Here is a 15,639-nt window from a genome sequence, read left to right as displayed (position 1 = left end):
GTCAAACTGAGACATCAAAAGCAAGTCGAGGCCCGGCATGGCCGGGCCTCGTCGCTTGAACGGCCGAGGGCTGAGAACAGGCCCCGCTCCTATTCTCCGCCGCCAAGCGAATGGACATAGACAGCCAGTTCCTTGACCGTCGTCTCGCCAAGGCGGCCGACCCAGGCAGGCATCACCCCGTTCTTCGGGGCTCGCACCTGAGAAGCAATCGCGGCTTCGCCGGAACCGTGAAGCCAGATCGCATCGGTGAGATCGGGTGCCCCGAGTTCCCGGTTGCCCTTTGCGTTCTCGCCATGGCAGGCGGCACAATTGTCCGCGAAAACCTTGGTGCCGGGCTCGATCAGGGTTTTGTCCTGTACCGGCCCGGAAAGGCTGGCCACGAAGGCGCTGACCTGCGCGATCTGCTCGGGCTTGAGCACATCGAGGAAGGCGGGCATCTCCGACTGACGGGTATCGGCGTCCGAGGCGAAACGGATGCCGTGCGTGATCGTCTGCTGGATCTGCTCCGTCTTGCCGCCCCAAAGCCAATCGTCATCGTTCAGGTTCGGAAACCCTGTCGACCCTTGCGCGCCGGAGCCGTGGCACTGCACGCAGTTGACCTTGAATGCCGCGCCGCCGGCCGCGACGGCGAACTCGCGCAACGCATCGTCCGAGGCAATTTCCGAAACGGTTTTAGACTGCATTGCCGCGAGGTATTTGGCCTTGCCGGCTTCAGCCGCGGCCATTTCGTTCTTGACGTCATTGCGGCTGGAAAAGCCCAGAACGCCCTTGGTTGCGGAACTCAGCATCGGCCAGGCGGGATAGGCAATCGTGTAGGCCAGCGCCCAGGCGATGGTGACGTAGAAGGTGATCACCCACCAGCGCGGCAGGGGATTGTTGAGCTCCCTGATCCCGTCCCATTCGTGGCCGGTCGTCGTCACGCCCGAGATTTCGTCGACATGCTCGCTGCTCATGATCAATCGTCCTTAAGAGGAATCCGTGCGGCGTGATCGGCATGCGCTTTGCCACCCGGACGAAGCGCGAAAGCAATGCAGCCTACAAAGAACAGGGCCATGGCAAGCAGACCCCAACTGTCGGCGAACTCCCGCATCAAGTTGTATTCCATCGGTTGCTCTCCTCAGCGGTAGCCAGCTGCTTCGTCGTAATTCCTGAAATCGACCAAGGTGCCGAGCATCTGGAGGTAAGCCACCAGGGCATCCATCTCGGTGACCTGCTGGGGGTTGCCGTCGAAGTCGCCGATCTTGGCTTTCGGATAGCGGCTCTCCAGTCCGGATGTGTCGGCGTTGGGATCGGCCTGCGCCATCAGGTCGGCGTTCGCGTGGGAGATCATGTCGTCGGAGTAGGGCACTCCGACGCGCCTGTTCGCTACCAGATTCGTCGAGAAATCCTTCACCTCGATCGGCGTGTCCTTCAGGAACGCATAGCCCGGCATGATCGACTCGGGCACGACGGAACGTGGGTCCGTAAGGTGCTGGACGTGCCAGCTGTTGGAATAGCGGTCGCCGACGCGAGCGAGATCGGGTCCGGTCCGCTTGGACCCCCATTGAAACGGATGGTCGTACATCGACTCTGCCGCCAGGCTGTAATGGCCGTAGCGTTCCACCTCGTCCCGGAACGGCCTGATCATCTGGCTGTGGCAGAGGTAGCATCCCTCGCGCACATAGATGTTGCGGCCCGCGAGTTCGAGCGGCGAGTAGGGCCGCATGCCATCGACCTTCTCGATCGTATTGTCGAGATAGAACAGAGGCGCGATCTCGACGATACCGCCGACCGTCACAACCAGCAGGGATCCGACAAGAAGCAGCGTGGCGTTCTTCTCGATCAGCGCGTGTTTATCCATCAGGCCCATATCTGGCTCCTTATTCGGCAGGCTGGAGGACGGGGGCGGAACCGGGCAAAGGCTGCTCTTCGCGCTGGTAGCCACGGATGGTCATGGTGACGTTCCAGGCCATGACCAGCATGCCGGCGAGGTACATGGCGCCGCCCGCGGCGCGCATGACGTAGTAGGGATGCATGGCAGCGACGGTCTCGGCGAAGGAGTAGACGAGGAACCCCTGCTCGTCGTACTCGCGCCACATGAGTCCCTGCATGATGCCCGACACCCACATCACTGCCGCGTAGACAACGATGCCGAGCGTCGCCAGCCAGAAGTGCCAGGTGACAAGCCGCAGCGAATAGAGCCGCTCGCGGTTCCAGAGCTTGGGCACCATGTGGTAGATCGCGCCGAAGGTGATAAGGCCGACCCAGCCGAGCGCGCCCGAATGGACGTGGCCGATTGTCCAATCCGTGTAGTGCGAGAGCGAGTTGACCGTCTTGATCGACATCATCGGGCCTTCGAAGGTCGACATGCCGTAGAAGGCGATGGCCGCAACCATCATGCGGACAATGGGATCAGTGCGGATCTTGTCCCAGGCCCCGGAGAGGGTCATGAGGCCGTTGATCATGCCGCCCCAGGAAGGCATCCACAGCATGATCGAGAACACCATGCCCAGCGTCTGCGCCCAATCGGGCAGGGCGGTGTAATGAAGATGATGCGGGCCCGCCCAGATGTACAGGAAGATCAGTGCCCAGAAGTGGATGATCGAAAGGCGGTAGGAATAGACCGGCCGATTAACCTGCTTGGGCACGAAATAATACATCATGCCCAGGAAACCGGCGGTGAGGAAGAAGCCGACCGCGTTGTGGCCATACCACCACTGGGTAAGTGCGTCCTGAACGCCGGAGAAGGCCGAGTAGCTCTTCGATCCCAGCAATGATGCCGGCATCGACAGATTGTTGACGACATGGAGCATCGCGATGGTGACGATGAAGGCGAGATAGAACCAGTTGGCGACGTAGATATGCGGTTCCTTGCGCTTCAGGATGGTGCCGAGGAACAGGATCAGGTACGCGACCCACACGACCGTCAGCCAGATGTCGACATACCATTCCGGCTCGGCATATTCGCGGCTTTCGGTGATGCCGAGCAGATAGCCGGTCGCGGCCATGACGATGAAAAGCTGATATCCCCAGAAGACGAACCAGGCGAGATTGCCGCCGAAAAGGCGTGCTCGGCAGGTGCGTTGGACGACGTAAAGCGAGGTGCAAATCAGCGCGTTGCCGCCAAAGGCAAAGACCACGCCGGAGGTATGGACCGGCCGCAACCGACCGAAATTGAACCAGGGCTCGATGTTGAGGTGAGGGTATGCAAGCTGCAGCGCGATGATCACGCCGACCAGCATGCCGACGACACCCCAGAACACCGTTGCGATGGCTCCGTAGCGGATCGGACCATCCATGTAGGCGGAGGGGTCGATCGGCGCCGCGGGCTTGAAATCCGTATTGCGCAGCAGGATCGCTGTGAAGCCGGCCACGGCGAAGAACAAGACCCACATGTGCTGGCGAAAAGGGACATCCACGCCGAAGCCGGCGGCCACGAGGGCACCAAAAGCAAACAGGCTTAAAAGGACGATCTCCGTGCCAAATTTCATCGCAAGTCCCCGATCGCGTCTCGAAAGTTCCGGCGGAAATGCCCGCTCGCGGCACCATTTCGGGATTTTCCGCTGCCGGGCCTTGATCCAGGTCAAACGCGGAGAGCTTTTGTACGGGGAGGATTTACGGCGACCGGGAGCGTAGCTCTGGCAGTGACGTGACCAGGCAGGAAGCGCCGATGAAACGACCTTTGGAAAGGTCAAAGCTGGACGACGGTTCGGCAGCGGGCTAGTTGCCGCAGCGTTCCTCGATCCGAGCTGTGCTTGCGAGGCTTATGTGTCGCTTGTTTGCGATCCGGATCGCGCCGTCCACTCGCAACCTGGAGAATTCTCGACTTACCGTCTCGATCGTCAGGCCGAGAAAATCGGCGATCTCCCCGCGTGTCAGCGGCAGATCGAAGCTGATAGGGTCTGCTGGGTGTTTGGACGGGTCGATGTTTCTGGCGAACATAAGAAGGAAGCTTGCGACCTTTTCGGAGGCGGTCTTGCGCCCCAGTGCCGCCATCCAGTCGCGCGCTTCGTCCAGTTCGTTCAGCGCACGCCTCAGCAGCAGGCGTCCAAGTTCCGGCTCCTCGCTTGTCATTCGATCGATGATCGTTCTTGGAAACGAACATAGCGCCACATTCGTCAAGGCTTCGGCCTTGATCGGCCTTTTCGCCTCGAACGGCCTGCCCAGAAAATCGGGCGCGAAATGGAACCCGACAATCTGCTGACGACCATCGGAAAGATTTCTCGTGAGCTTGACCACGCCGGACAACAGGTTCGAGTAGGTTCCCTCGTCGTGCAGTTCCGTCCCTGCCAAAACCTCATGCCTGGACGAGGCTTTGGCCAGCTCGGCAAGTTGGCGGGCATTGAGCGCGCCGCATAACCCGCCCTGCCGCGCTTCGCAGGATTTGCAAATTGCGGGAACATCAGCTTGTCGAGCATCCTGTCTGGCGGCCATTGCAACGCCCGTGATCAATAGGGACGGCAATTTGCGCCCGTTGTGACCTGAGTCGCCTTGATCGAGATCAAGGTTTTGCCGGCGTGGTTCAGGCAGTCTGACCATCATGACCCCTCCCGCCGCCGCCATCCATTCCCCGTGCCCAACCCCGGCCCTGAGCCCAACACCTCCCGTGGGCCTTGTCGACAACGTGCCGCGTTACACGAGCTATCCGACGGCGCCGCACTTTCATCCGGGCGTCGATGCGGTCACGGTTCGCGGGTGGATGGACGCGCTCGACGGCGATGACGAGATATCGCTGTATCTGCATATCCCCTATTGCGACCGGCTGTGCTGGTTCTGCGCCTGCCATACCAAGCAGACGCGTCACTATGCGCCTGTGGCCACCTTCCTGCGCTCACTCCACAAGGAGATCGAAACGGTCGGCGGCCTTGTGAGGGGGCGGGGCAGGGTTCGCGCCGTTCATTTCGGCGGCGGTTCCCCGACAATGCTCAAGCCCGACGACATCCTCGTGCTCGGAAGAGCGCTGCGGGATCAATTCGACTTCCTCGACGATGCCAGCCTCAGCGTCGAGATCGACCCGAACGACATGGATGAGGGTCGGCTTGATGCCTTCGCCGCGATCGGCATGACAAGAGCGAGCCTCGGCGTGCAGGATTTCGATCCCAAGGTGCAGAAGGCGATCAATCGCGAGCAGGGTTTCGCGCTGACCAAAAGCATTGTCGATGCGGTGCGCGCACGAGGCGTCACGTCCGTCAACCTGGATCTGCTCTACGGTCTGCCGCACCAGACCCGCGAGAGTGTCGCGGCGACCGTCGCCCAGGCGCTGACGCTGGCGCCAGACAGGCTTGCCCTGTTCGGCTACGCGCATGTGCCTTGGTTCAAGAAGCACCAGACGATGATCGATGAAGCCTGGCTGCCCGATTCCGCTGCACGTCTGGCGCAGTCGCAGCTTGCGGCGCAACTGATTGTCGACGCCGGCTACGAGGCATTGGGATTGGACCATTTCGCAAAGCCGGAGGACACGCTGGCGGTTGCCGCCCGTGCCGGCAAGATCCGCCGCAATTTCCAGGGCTACACCGAGGACCAGTGCGAAACCCTGATCGGTCTCGGTCCCTCGTCGATCAGCCGGTATCGCCAGGGCCACGCACAAAACATCGTTGCCACCGGCGAGTACGAAAAGGCCGTGGATTCCGGACAGCTGGCGATAGCGCGCGGCATTGAGTTCAGTCTCGATGATCTGGCGCGGGGCTGGATCATCGAGCGTCTGATGTGCAACTTCACCTTCTCGGCGGTAGACCTTGTCGAACGCTTTGGAGCGGGCGGCCAGACGCTGCTCTGCGAGGCGAGCCGGCTGGCCATCAGCAGTGCCGGCCAGCTTCTTCGGCTCGAAGGTGAAAACTTCGTCGTGCCGCGGGAAAGCCGTCCCCTGGTCAGGACGGTGGCGGCGAGATTCGACAAGTATCTCGGCAATGGAACCGGCGGGCACTCGCCAGCGGTTTGACCGATGGCTCGGGTGGCGGGTCAAAAGTGCTCGCCGACCCTGAAGGGACCGACACGGGTGCCGGCAGCGATCAGATACGCGGTCGACCAGCCGATCAGCAGAAAGCCATTAATGCCCTCCAGGGCCGCAAGCACGCGCCAGCCATGGGCGGGCACCACGTCTCCATAGCCGACCGTCGAAAAGGTGATGGTCGAGAAGTAAAGCGCCGTCTCGAAGTCATTCAGGATTCCGAGTAGCCGATAGATTCCGGCCCATAGCCAGACCTCCGCCGTCATGACAGCGAAAAGCCCCATGACCACGCTGATCATGGCCAGGACCCGGCTGCGCCGTCCGTGCATGCGAAAGAGTGCAACAAGCCGTCCCGTCGCGTGAGTGATGGCGATGAGGCCGAAAGTATGGATCAGTACCGTCAGGCTGATGACGATCGTGCCGACGAAGAGATTAAGGATCATCGGCGGAAATTACGGGCCCCGACGGCCACAGTCCTTGCGCACGATCAAACGGGACATCAGCTCGGTCCGAGTCCACCGCGCCGGCGGGATTTGCTAGCCGGGCACCTTGGTGGCGCGGCCGAGGTGGAAGAACATGGCGAGCTTCAGGCTCGTTGCTATCCTTTCCGCTCGTTCCACGAATACCGCCGCGATCTCGGCCGTGAAGAGCTCGGACGCGGTCTCGCCGAAGAGAGCCAGCCAAATCTCGAAGTCGGCTTCGGTGACATTCTTGAGCTTCAGATGAGCAGGCACCGGCCGGCCATGATAGTCGCCGCTTTTCAATATGACGGAGCACCAGAAGTCCGTCATCTTCTCCAGATGGGGCTCCCAATCGCCAACGATTTCTCGGGCGAAGACGGGTCCGAGCCGCTCATCCTTTCTCACCCTGGAATAGAATTTGCGGACCAGCACTCCTATCGAGGCCCGGTCGACGCCGGGGCGCGCCAAGGGCTGTTCGGCGGCAGGGCGAACCCTGTCAAGCGAGGCCGGCTTCGGAGTCATCCACGTTCCTTTCTTCTCGAGCAATCAGGTGAGGCCCAGTCGTTGACGGGCGGCCTGCAGGAAGCCAGCAGGATCATGGACAAGGCGGAAACCGAGATTGTCGGGCGGCGTGCCGACCGCGCAACCGCCGCTTTTGCCGTCGCGAATGAAGTTCGACATGTAAGTACGGTGGAAACCCTCCACGACATGCACACCGCAATTGGTGATCGAACTGGCGATACGCACGCCATCACCTGACATCGTCGCATGGGCATAGCAGGTCGCCGTCCACTCCCAAACATTGCCGGCAATGTCCGCAACACCTTTTGAATTGGCTCCAAATGCCCCAAGGGGCCGGGGTTCAGGATCCGGTTTGCGGCCGAGCGCCGCCTCATTGCGATATTGCCTGAGCCATCGCCTCGCCGGATCGGCCGGATCGCCATCACCACCCTCTATATCGATATCGGCTCGAAATCGCTCACCCGCGGCATAGGCCCATTCCGCGTCGGTCGGTAGCCGCCACGCTTCACCTGTCTTCTCGGACAACCAGTTCGCATAGGCCTGTGCATCAATGAAGCTGACGCCGGTCGCCGGAACGTTGCCGGCGAGGCGCGAATCAGCCGGCTTGCAGGCACGATCCAAGACGCAACGGTCATAGTCCGACGCCGTCACCTGGAACCTCATGATTTCCAGCGGCGCGTCGATAGTCTCCTGCAAGACTGGCGCAGGCGCGGAATGGTCGTCCTTGAGGAATTCGCCTAGTTGCGGGTGGTTGAAGGAGCCAGGCGCCAAGTGGACCATGTCGGTCAAGACAACTGGCCTCCGAGGTTGCCCGGACATGCCGTCGACCGCGTGGTTGACACCCAGTCCGATGAGGGCGGCAGCCGCGATGGTTCCGAATGTGAAGACAGGATCGTAGGACATGCCCAAACTCCGCCTGCCGTGCAATTCGCCGGCGGTGCCAGCGAATTGCAGGGCGATCGACTTTTCTTCCTATGAGGCAATCGCCTTGGGAGCTTCGACCTGCATCATCAGATCGTCGTCCCACGTTCCATCGACCGTGAAGTGCGCGGTTGCGCCGAGTTCGACGGCCTCGATCAGATTGTGGTTCACGTAGGCGTAGACCCCCGGCTGCAGGAACGTGTAGAGAGCGGCGCCCGCCGATCCACCCCGAATGAACCAGGTCTCGAGATCCTTCGCCGGGGGATTGCCGAACTTGCCCTGTTCCCAGACGAAGTCGCCGTGGCCGCCGATCAGGTGCGGGCGAGTGTCGCGATTGGCCTGGGAATGGACGATCAGCACCGTTTCCCCGACCTTGGCCTTCATGGCGTTCTCGCCGGTCAGCGATCCAGCCTTGCCGTTGAAGACGACATGCGTCGGGATCAGGCCGCGCATCACCTTCATGGTATCGTCGTAATTGTCGCCGGCCGAGTCGTACTTCTTGAATTTTCCTTGCTCGTCGCGGGGGATGTAGAAGTCGTTCTCGCCGATATAGTAGATGTGGTCGTAGCGGACGGGCTTGCCTTTTTCGTCCTTCAGGCCGTCGCGCGGCAGGACCATCACCGCTCCGCTCATTCCCGACACGACATGCCAGGGGATCATCGCGCCGCCCGGTGCGCAATGGTAGACGAATGTTCCGGATCGGGTCGCCTTGAAGCGCAACGTCACTTGCTCTCCTGGGTTGATCAGTGTCAGTGCGCCGCCGCCGAGCCCGCCGGTCGCCGCATGGAAGTCGATATTGTGGGCGAGCGTATTGGTGTCGGGATTGATCAGCGTGAGCTCGAGATAGTCGCCTTCATGCACGACCATGAGCGGGCCCGGAATGGAACCGTTATAAGTCATGGCATTGAGCTGCGTGCCGTCGGCGTCGATGACCATCGGCTTCTCCTCGATCTTCATGGTGAACTCGACAACCTTGGGGCCACCCTTGGCCACCTGGTCGTGAGCGTGCACGAAAGGCGGCGCGACAAGGGTCACTTTTTCGCGCGGCAGTGACGCCACATCCTTCACGGTCGCCATTGCCGGCACCGGGCCGATGGCGGCAACGGCAGCGGCGGTAAGAACAGAACCCAGCAGAGCTTCGCGTCTCGTAAGCATTTTCATGTCCTCGACTTCAACGGTTTCGATGGAATCAGGATAGTGACTTGACGCGGCACGTCTTTGCGTTTGCGCAAATCTGAGCCAGATGAATTTTGACTTGAAGGCAGTTGCCGAAGCATGTCTTTGCGATGACCCTGGTCACGGCGGCGTGCCAAACGGCAGAAATGAAAATGGCCGGGTCGGACCTCTCCCCAGGTCCGCCCGGCCAGTGCTTCCGGCTCGCCATCACCGGAGGCAGGCTCAAATGATGTCGGGTCAGTTCGAAGCAGCTTTGGTCGCCTCGGCGAACAACTCGGCAAAGACCGGCTTTGCCTTGCCGATCTGCTTGACGGCTTCCGCCGCATCCAGGTTGACCGGCTTGCCGACGACGATCAGCGCCACCATGCCCATGCCATAGTGGGGCGCGCACTTCACGCCATAGACACCTTCCTTGGTGAGGGTGACCGCGATCTCCTCGCTCGCCTTGCCCTTGAAGGGCTCGGCGCCGTCCGGAATCATTCCCTTGATGATCTCTGCATTGTGGGTCTTGTCGGTCGGCACGAACTTGATGGTGTCGCCGGGCGCCGCCTGGACGAAGTCGGGCTGGAAGACCATCGAACCCTTGTCACCCTTGTTCAGCATCTGGACGACATGTTCTTCGGCATTTGCCGCGCCGGTGATTGAGAGCAACGCGATCGCCGCGGCGATGAGGGGCAGTTTCATTGGAATAGTCCTTTCTTTGGTTCATCACGGCATCAACCGCTGCGTCCTTGTAGGCCGTCGGACGGCCTGGCAATTTGTGCTGGCGCAAATTGTTTCGACGAAAAATGATTGGCGCGGGACTGGTAGGAACTGGGCGACCGCGGAACGTCGCCAGCCAACCTTTCATGCGCCGCTCTTGCCGCGCGCTTGCCGGCGCGGTCGCACGAGCATTCCGCCAAAGAGAACGGCGTAGCCAATGAAGGCGGCAACCCAGAAGGCCGCCGAGATATACAGGAGAATTGCTACGGCGGGAGCCATAGCGGCGGCTACCCGCAGGATGGCGGCAATGACGATCGCAGCGAAAATCGCACGTGTTCCGGCGCTTGCCGTCGGTTCGCGGCCGGTATGACCGAGGGAGGCGCGGGTCATGACGGCAAGCGTCATGCATGCCACCGCTCCCACAGCCAATGCATGAATGCCGGCCACCGCAGGAACTGCTCCCGGCGCGAACACGGCCAGTCCGGCAAGCAACAGGCCCAGAGGCACAAAGGCGAACGCAATGTGCAGGATCAGAACCAAAGGGTCGGCCGGCGTCCGGTCGCCCGCCCAGCGGGCAAGCCGAACTGCGTTGAAGACTGCTGCGGCGATCAGCAATGCGCCGGTTGCAGTATTATCGGGAAAGAAGGTCCACGCTGCGAGGCCGACGGCAGACAGCGCGATTGTTGCGATATCGAACTTGCCAAACGATACCGGGAGCCGGCCGGGGTTCTCGCGAGCCAGCCAGTTACGGGTGAAGCTTGGGATTATCCGCCCGCCGACAATCATGATGAGGACGACAACCGCTCCAAGGCCGAGACGCCGGCTCATGTCGGAGGCTCCCTGATAATGCGCCTCCAGATGAAACATGACGTTTGCCGCAAAGAGGATCGTGACGGGCAGCAGCACCTTGAGGTTTCGCCAGTTTCGCCCGGCAATGATTTCCGTTGCGGCGGCCGCCACCACCGCGAGAAGAAAGGAGCAGTCCATGACCGCGCTCAGGAGCCATCCCGTTTCCGCGGAAAGGAACACGGCCGCCCGACCAGCAACCCAGAGCAGCACCAGCATCAGCAGGCGAAGATCCTGAACGGGAAGCCGTCCGGTCCAATTCGGAATTGCAGTGAGCAGGAATCCGGTCACGACTGCCGGCAGGTAGCCGAAAAGCAATTCATGAATATGCCAGTCCACGGGCAGGAAGGCGCTGAAGGTTTCGAACTTGCCGTAGTAGAGGGGCAGCCAAAAAAGGATCGCAGCAGCGGCTTGCAGGGAGCCGAGCAGAAAGAAGGGCCGGAACCCGTAAGAGAGAATTGCCGGATAGGCGCTTGGTCGCGTCCGTGGAATTGCCATGAGATGCCTCATCGAAACCAGGCAGGGCGCCTGTTTGGGGTCTTCTATCCCGGTCGCGAAGGGTGGAGCTTGCCCCAGCGCAAACAAGCGGGTGATTGTCAGTGGCAGCCAAGGGAGGCTCCACTTGTCGAGGCGCGGTGGTCCGTGACACACTCGGGCAGGGGCCTGAGCGCGTTGCATTGTTGAAGTTGGGGAGGAGGGCGTTTGGCAAGCCTTGATCGATCACTGATTGCCGGGCTGTCCGTATTCGAGGGGATCGCTTCCGCGGACCTCGATCGCGTGGTCGGACAGGCAAGGTCTATTCGGGTCGCCAAGGATCAGCCGGTGTTCGAGCAGGAGCAGGAGGCCCATTTGTTCTTCCTGCTGCTCGACGGTCATGTGCGCGTGGTGAAATCGACTCCGGATGGGCATGAGGTGACCGTGCGCTATATAAGCCCGGGCGAATTGATGGGGATTGCCAGCGCGCTGGGTCGGACGACCTATCCGGCAAATGCCGTCGCGGCCGTCGATTGCGTGGTGCTTGCCTGGCCGAGCCAGCTTTGGTCCACATTCGCCGCGAGCTTTCCGAGCTTCAGTGCCAATACCTATAAGGCGGTGGGAGTGAGGCTGCAGGATGCCCATGCCCGCGTCATCGAGATGTCCACCGAGCAGGTGGAGCAGCGCGTTGCGCATGCCTTGCTGAAGCTGATCAAGCAGTCAGGAAAAAAGACCGAGGAGGGAATTCTGATCGACTTCCCGATTTCACGCCAGGACGTTGCGGAAATGACGGGCACCACGCTTCATACGGTCAGCCGGCTGCTTTCCGCCTGGGAGGACCAGGGGCTGGTCAAAAGCGGACGGCAGAGGATAGTCGTGATCGAGCCGCATCGTCTCCTTGTCATCGCTGAAGGTCGCGCGGCAAAGAGCTAATCCACGTCATTTTCGATGGCCGCCTCCAGATCGTGGCGAAGCTGATCCTCATCCAGGTCATGCTCGCGCGCCGCGTCGAAAACGGTGTGAAAGGGCGCGATCGGGCAGCCGACGCACAGCATTCCGTGCTGGAGAACGACCCGAATTGTCGCCGGCGCCTCGCGCATGATCCCGTCCATGGTCGCATCGGCGTTCAATTTGCGTTTCATGTTGCTTGTCCGCATCTTGCAAACGACTATCCTGCCTAGCCTTTTCAGGGCGTTCGTTGCTCTGAAGCAAAGACGGCGCTGTCTTGTCCTGCGAGTCGCGGCTTCGAAATGGGTTTGGAGCCGCGGTCGGCGTCAACCCGCGTGATGGGCAGTTTCCTGCGCGACGTCATGACGTTGAACCGAAGCGCCAGGAGTTTCCGCTCGTCGGGCCCGACGAGACGGCTTCGAACCGGTTGCAGGATGTCTTCGAGGAATGCGAACGGCGAAGAATTGGCCAGCGCCCCGGATACCCTCGTCGACGTGCTTCTCATTCCAGCCGACGAGGAACGTGCGGTGGCTGCAGAGTTGCTCGGCTTCGAGGCAATCCCGGTGCCGCGCTAGAGTCGGATGATTTCAGGTCGAATCGACCTGAAATCCGAATCCGTATCAAGATCAAATGGATAGAACACAATGTCGCCGGAAAACCGCTTCGCGTTTTTCCGCATCATGCCCGGATGGCAAAAAGCCAGAGCGCGTCGCGCTGAAACGGATTCAGGCGACGCACTTTGGGCCATTGCCTTATGCATGCCATGGCCGCGCATTTCCGGGCTGCATGCTTTAGCTCGGTATCTTGGCGCCGAGCTTGCGCCGAACCAGAACGAGCGTCGGGTCGTCGGAATCCATTGTGACGGTGAAACCCATCTCACGTTCGAGTTCGATCGCCGCGCGGTTCTCACGGTTCTCGATCGACTCGATCGTCTTGATGCCGTGCTCGTCCGCGTAGCGCGCGATATAGCCGAGAAATTCCCAGCTGACGCCGAGATGCTTGCGATCCTCGCGGATGCAGATGGCGACTTCGCCACGCTGGTCGGCCGGATCGGCGGCGAGGGTCGCCACCGCGATCAGCATTCCGTCGGCCGAGAAGGCAAGAAAATTATGGACATGCGGATCATCGGTGCGGGTCATTGCCACCAGCCGCTCGTGCGAAACCTCCTTCACGGCCCCGAGGAAGCGGAAGCGCAGGTCTTCCGGCGTCACATGGGTGAAGAACTCGGCAACGATCGGCTCATCATCGGGGCGCGCATGACGCACTTCGAAGCGAAATCCAGTGTGAGTTGTAAGTGTGGTTTTCATTTTGCGCCCCTTTCAGGATTGATGCGCGGGATTGGCTCGAATGGCCTATTCCCCCATTGCCAGCAGCGTATCGCGCTTGAGAATTTCGATGCTGCGCAGGGTGAGCAGGCGGATTACGCCTTTCTCCTTCAGGCGGGTGAAGACCCGCGACACGGTCTCGATGGTAAGGCCAAGATAGTCGCCGATGTCGTTCCGCGACATTGGCAATTCCACCTGCCGCAGCCCGCCCTGACGCTCCGACATTTCGACGAGGAATGCCGCGACGCGCTCGATGGCGTTCTGGCGGCCTAGCACGAGGAGATGTTCCTGTGCCCGGGTCAGGCCCTTGAGCGCGAGAGGCAGGAGCTGGCGGGACATGTCCGTGCCTGATGGAGCGCGCAAGGCCCGGACACCGGTTGCGCTGATCGCTTCGGCGAAGAAGTGGTGAGTGGCGTCGGCCTCGAACCCGAAGGTTTCTCCCGCCAGATGGAACGCGCTGATCTGCCTGCGGCCATCGGCGAGCAGCCGGTAGATGCGGACCGCGCCGAACTCGACGTAGTAAAGAGCTCCGGCCTTTTCGCCTTGAGCGTAAATCTCGGTGCCTGCCGGGAAGAAGCTCACTGGCTGCACGGCCGCGCCGTCAAAGATGGCGGCTGGGTTCTGCTGGAGAAGATAGGACGGCAGTTCGATCTTGGCGGAGGCTTGAGCGTACATGGCTGGGGTCCTGGTGAATTTGTGACAACAGCAATCGCGCAAATCCGGCCACGCTGAAATTCGGTTATCTCCCTAAGGGAAACTACCTAGAGCGAGCCCGAAATCATCCGATGGAGCCAGATATCGCATGCGGGCCACATGGTCGGTGCGATTGACCACGATCAAGGCCGGCATGATTTGGCTCGGCAATTATCTGGTCAGGACCAACCAGGAGAATCTGACATGACGTCCGATATGATTGAAATCTGGGCTGGGATACTCGGCCTCGCCTATCTCGCCGCCGCGGGCCTTTATTTCGAAGTGCTTTCTGCCCGGAAGCATAGCCATGGTCCAGCGAGTCACGGTTTCGGTCGTCACATCCGGCCGTACCCGGTCAAGATCAGGGACCCGCGATAGGAACGAGGTGCCAAACCCGAGCGTTTCCATTCCGAATGGAAGCGGGGCTGTTCTCATCTACCATCTGAGAAGCCGGGGAAGCGTGATGAAGGCAATGGTGCTGGAAAAGCCCGGTACGCGTTTGACGCTCGTCGACCGCCCGGATCCCTTGCAAGGTTGAGGCATGCGCGGTCTGCCGCGCCGATCTGCGTGTCGTGGACGGTGAGTTGCCATGGCCGAAGCTGCCGCTCGTGCCGGGTCACGGAATCGTCGGCATCGTCGATCCTGTCGGTGAGGGCGTGTCGAAATCCCGCTCGGGCAGAGAGCAGGCGCTCCATGGCTGGGGCACACTTGCGGACATTGTCCCTATTGCAGCGCCGGCGCCGAAAACCTGTGTGACCAGCCGCTCTTCACCGGCTATACGCGCGATGGCGGCTTCGCCAGGCATGTCGTTGCCGATGAGCATTTCGCTTTCGCGCAGCAAGGATTTGGCGAAACTTTCGCCTTTGGCCGGGTAGGTGAAAGCCGTGCCTGGTCGCATCACCTGCTCCAGGAAAGCCTTCAGCATGGCCGGCATGGTGCCCAGCCGCAGCGGAAAGACAAGGACGAAATGCTCCGCCCAGACGACTGCCTCCGTCGCCTCTCTCAGGCTGTCGGGAATCTCGCCATGCTCGAACTCCTGCATCGTCCGGAGCATCGGAAAGTCCAGCAAGGCCAGGTCGATCTTGCGTACTGTGTGGCCAGCGCGTTCCGCGCTTTCGGTATACGCGGAAGCCAAGGCACGGCACAGCCGGCCAGGGGAAGGTCGGGGTGGCCGATGAGAAGAAGTATACGGCGCGACATGGCTCCCTCCGGTCAGATGCGAGAGACGTGCTATGGTTGCTCGACCCGGGCCACCTGATAAGTGTGCATGGCCCCGTTGCGCGTTATGGAGACATATTCCCCGGTGACGAAGCGCTCCTCGCCGAGATGAAAGCCAACCTCATCGTCACGATCGCCCTCGGCATAGTCGAAATACCATTGACCGCCTGGCTTGCGGCGCAAGCGACCGACAAGATCCTGTCCGCCGGTGCCAAAGCGGCGGACGCGGCAGAAGGCCTTATGCGATTTCCATTCCTCGGCATCCAGCCGTCCCTCGTCGGTGAGTGGAGCCAGCACATCGTAGCCTTCTTCGCTGTCACCTTCCGGATGGCCTTTCTCGCGCGCCAGAAGCAGGCGGATGTTCTTGAATTTCGGGGTGAGGTCATGCAAGCTGGTCATGGCAAACTCCTTTGACGCCATTCCTACC

Annotated in this window: 18 protein-coding genes and 3 pseudogenes; 5 read left to right on the top strand and 16 right to left on the bottom strand. The window is 61.1% G+C overall.

Going from position 1 to position 15,639, the window contains the following annotated elements; translation table 11 throughout:
* Window positions 1-89: 89 nt before the first annotated feature.
* The 5 genes from ccoP to EB231_RS33710 form a co-directional block, all read right to left on the bottom strand.
* Complete coding sequence (ccoP, locus tag EB231_RS33730; protein ID WP_172352558.1) at window positions 90-953, bottom strand: cytochrome-c oxidase, cbb3-type subunit III; 864 nt, start codon at window positions 951-953, stop codon at window positions 90-92.
* Between the two features lie 2 nt (window positions 954-955).
* Complete coding sequence (locus EB231_RS33725) at window positions 956-1,105, bottom strand: cbb3-type cytochrome oxidase subunit 3 (protein WP_172352557.1); 150 nt, start codon at window positions 1,103-1,105, stop codon at window positions 956-958.
* Between the two features lie 12 nt (window positions 1,106-1,117).
* The gene (gene ccoO, locus EB231_RS33720; protein WP_172352556.1) at window positions 1,118-1,849 is read right to left on the bottom strand and encodes a cytochrome-c oxidase, cbb3-type subunit II; all 732 of its coding nucleotides are present in this window, start codon (window positions 1,847-1,849) and stop codon (window positions 1,118-1,120) included.
* Between the two features lie 10 nt (window positions 1,850-1,859).
* On the bottom strand, window positions 1,860-3,470 hold the full coding sequence (gene ccoN / locus EB231_RS33715; protein ID WP_172352555.1) for a cytochrome-c oxidase, cbb3-type subunit I: 1,611 nt from the start codon (window positions 3,468-3,470) through the stop codon (window positions 1,860-1,862).
* 229 nt (window positions 3,471-3,699) lie between these two features.
* On the bottom strand, window positions 3,700-4,413 hold the full coding sequence (locus EB231_RS33710; RefSeq protein WP_172353141.1) for a Crp/Fnr family transcriptional regulator: 714 nt from the start codon (window positions 4,411-4,413) through the stop codon (window positions 3,700-3,702).
* A 154-nt stretch (window positions 4,414-4,567) separates the two neighbouring features.
* Between EB231_RS33710 and hemN the strand changes: the two genes are divergently transcribed.
* Window positions 4,568-5,917 carry an oxygen-independent coproporphyrinogen III oxidase gene (hemN, locus tag EB231_RS33705; RefSeq protein WP_445299338.1) on the top strand — a complete coding sequence of 450 codons (1,350 nt, stop codon included), beginning with the start codon at window positions 4,568-4,570 and terminating at the stop codon, window positions 5,915-5,917.
* A gap of 20 nt (window positions 5,918-5,937) precedes the next feature.
* On the opposite strand, the gene EB231_RS33700 is transcribed toward hemN, so the two are convergent.
* The 6 genes from EB231_RS33700 to EB231_RS33675 form a co-directional block, all read right to left on the bottom strand.
* Entirely contained in the window at window positions 5,938-6,369 is a 432-nt protein-coding gene (locus EB231_RS33700; RefSeq protein ID WP_172352553.1) for a potassium channel family protein, read from the bottom strand.
* A 93-nt stretch (window positions 6,370-6,462) separates the two neighbouring features.
* Complete coding sequence (locus EB231_RS33695; protein WP_172352552.1) at window positions 6,463-6,909, bottom strand: group III truncated hemoglobin; 447 nt, start codon at window positions 6,907-6,909, stop codon at window positions 6,463-6,465.
* A gap of 24 nt (window positions 6,910-6,933) precedes the next feature.
* Window positions 6,934-7,812, bottom strand: coding sequence for a formylglycine-generating enzyme family protein (locus tag EB231_RS33690; protein WP_172352551.1), 879 nt, complete (start codon window positions 7,810-7,812; stop codon window positions 6,934-6,936).
* A 69-nt stretch (window positions 7,813-7,881) separates the two neighbouring features.
* The gene (nirK, locus tag EB231_RS33685) at window positions 7,882-8,985 is read right to left on the bottom strand and encodes a copper-containing nitrite reductase (RefSeq protein WP_172352550.1); all 1,104 of its coding nucleotides are present in this window, start codon (window positions 8,983-8,985) and stop codon (window positions 7,882-7,884) included.
* A gap of 258 nt (window positions 8,986-9,243) precedes the next feature.
* Window positions 9,244-9,690 (bottom strand): pseudoazurin, encoded by a 447-nt coding sequence (locus EB231_RS33680; protein ID WP_172352549.1) that lies wholly within the window; start codon window positions 9,688-9,690, stop codon window positions 9,244-9,246.
* Between the two features lie 162 nt (window positions 9,691-9,852).
* Window positions 9,853-11,052 carry an NnrS family protein gene (locus tag EB231_RS33675; RefSeq protein WP_172352548.1) on the bottom strand — a complete coding sequence of 400 codons (1,200 nt, stop codon included), beginning with the start codon at window positions 11,050-11,052 and terminating at the stop codon, window positions 9,853-9,855.
* A 204-nt stretch (window positions 11,053-11,256) separates the two neighbouring features.
* Between EB231_RS33675 and EB231_RS33670 the strand changes: the two genes are divergently transcribed.
* The gene (locus EB231_RS33670; protein WP_172352547.1) at window positions 11,257-11,961 is read left to right on the top strand and encodes a Crp/Fnr family transcriptional regulator; all 705 of its coding nucleotides are present in this window, start codon (window positions 11,257-11,259) and stop codon (window positions 11,959-11,961) included.
* Here EB231_RS33670 and EB231_RS33665 read toward each other — a convergent pair.
* Window positions 11,958-12,158, bottom strand: a complete 201-nt coding sequence (locus EB231_RS33665; protein ID WP_340163198.1) for a DUF1858 domain-containing protein — start codon at window positions 12,156-12,158, stop codon at window positions 11,958-11,960. The two genes, EB231_RS33670 and EB231_RS33665, sit on opposite strands and share 4 nt — an antisense overlap.
* Before the next feature lie 95 nt (window positions 12,159-12,253).
* Here EB231_RS33665 and EB231_RS35855 point away from each other — a divergent pair.
* A pseudogene (locus EB231_RS35855) lies at window positions 12,254-12,397 on the top strand (hypothetical protein); the annotation flags it as partial.
* A 13-nt stretch (window positions 12,398-12,410) separates the two neighbouring features.
* Window positions 12,411-12,551, top strand: coding sequence for a hypothetical protein (locus EB231_RS33655; RefSeq protein WP_206681945.1), 141 nt, complete (start codon window positions 12,411-12,413; stop codon window positions 12,549-12,551).
* A 216-nt stretch (window positions 12,552-12,767) separates the two neighbouring features.
* On the opposite strand, the gene EB231_RS33650 is transcribed toward EB231_RS33655, so the two are convergent.
* Both EB231_RS33650 and EB231_RS33645 read right to left on the bottom strand, forming a co-directional pair.
* Window positions 12,768-13,283: a GNAT family N-acetyltransferase gene (locus tag EB231_RS33650; RefSeq protein ID WP_172352545.1), complete on the bottom strand. Its 516-nt coding sequence runs from the start codon at window positions 13,281-13,283 to the stop codon at window positions 12,768-12,770.
* Window positions 13,284-13,328: 45 nt separating this feature from the next.
* Entirely contained in the window at window positions 13,329-13,976 is a 648-nt protein-coding gene (locus EB231_RS33645) for a helix-turn-helix domain-containing protein (protein ID WP_172352544.1), read from the bottom strand.
* A 481-nt stretch (window positions 13,977-14,457) separates the two neighbouring features.
* Between EB231_RS33645 and EB231_RS35450 the strand changes: the two are divergent.
* Window positions 14,458-14,826 (top strand): annotated as a pseudogene (locus EB231_RS35450) (alcohol dehydrogenase catalytic domain-containing protein); the annotation flags it as partial.
* A gap of 48 nt (window positions 14,827-14,874) precedes the next feature.
* Here EB231_RS35450 and EB231_RS35445 read toward each other — a convergent pair.
* Window positions 14,875-15,129: pseudogene (locus EB231_RS35445) on the bottom strand (NAD(P)H-dependent oxidoreductase); the annotation flags it as partial.
* Window positions 15,130-15,224: 95 nt separating this feature from the next.
* Window positions 15,225-15,611: a hypothetical protein gene (locus EB231_RS33630; RefSeq protein WP_172352543.1), complete on the bottom strand. Its 387-nt coding sequence runs from the start codon at window positions 15,609-15,611 to the stop codon at window positions 15,225-15,227.
* Window positions 15,612-15,639 lie beyond the last annotated feature (28 nt).

This window comes from Mesorhizobium sp. NZP2298 (assembly GCF_013170825.1).
In the GTDB taxonomy this organism is placed as follows: domain Bacteria; phylum Pseudomonadota; class Alphaproteobacteria; order Rhizobiales; family Rhizobiaceae; genus Mesorhizobium.
Note: the sequence above shows the minus strand (reverse complement) of the source record. Positions and strands in the feature narration are given on the sequence as shown.

Coding starts and splice junctions, on each gene's coding strand:
- ccoP (WP_172352558.1), bottom strand. CDS start 953: ATGAGCAGCGAGCATGTCGACGAAATCTCGGGCGTGACGACGACCGGC.
- EB231_RS33725 (WP_172352557.1), bottom strand. CDS start 1,105: ATGGAATACAACTTGATGCGGGAGTTCGCCGACAGTTGGGGTCTGCTT.
- ccoO (WP_172352556.1), bottom strand. CDS start 1,849: ATGGGCCTGATGGATAAACACGCGCTGATCGAGAAGAACGCCACGCTG.
- ccoN (WP_172352555.1), bottom strand. CDS start 3,470: ATGAAATTTGGCACGGAGATCGTCCTTTTAAGCCTGTTTGCTTTTGGT.
- EB231_RS33710 (WP_172353141.1), bottom strand. CDS start 4,413: ATGGCCGCCAGACAGGATGCTCGACAAGCTGATGTTCCCGCAATTTGC.
- EB231_RS33700 (WP_172352553.1), bottom strand. CDS start 6,369: ATGATCCTTAATCTCTTCGTCGGCACGATCGTCATCAGCCTGACGGTA.
- EB231_RS33695 (WP_172352552.1), bottom strand. CDS start 6,909: ATGACTCCGAAGCCGGCCTCGCTTGACAGGGTTCGCCCTGCCGCCGAA.
- EB231_RS33690 (WP_172352551.1), bottom strand. CDS start 7,812: ATGTCCTACGATCCTGTCTTCACATTCGGAACCATCGCGGCTGCCGCC.
- nirK (WP_172352550.1), bottom strand. CDS start 8,985: ATGCTTACGAGACGCGAAGCTCTGCTGGGTTCTGTTCTTACCGCCGCT.
- EB231_RS33680 (WP_172352549.1), bottom strand. CDS start 9,690: ATGAAACTGCCCCTCATCGCCGCGGCGATCGCGTTGCTCTCAATCACC.
- EB231_RS33675 (WP_172352548.1), bottom strand. CDS start 11,052: ATGGCAATTCCACGGACGCGACCAAGCGCCTATCCGGCAATTCTCTCT.
- EB231_RS33655 (WP_206681945.1), top strand. CDS start 12,411: ATGTCTTCGAGGAATGCGAACGGCGAAGAATTGGCCAGCGCCCCGGAT.
- EB231_RS33650 (WP_172352545.1), bottom strand. CDS start 13,283: ATGAAAACCACACTTACAACTCACACTGGATTTCGCTTCGAAGTGCGT.
- EB231_RS33645 (WP_172352544.1), bottom strand. CDS start 13,976: ATGTACGCTCAAGCCTCCGCCAAGATCGAACTGCCGTCCTATCTTCTC.
- EB231_RS33630 (WP_172352543.1), bottom strand. CDS start 15,611: ATGACCAGCTTGCATGACCTCACCCCGAAATTCAAGAACATCCGCCTG.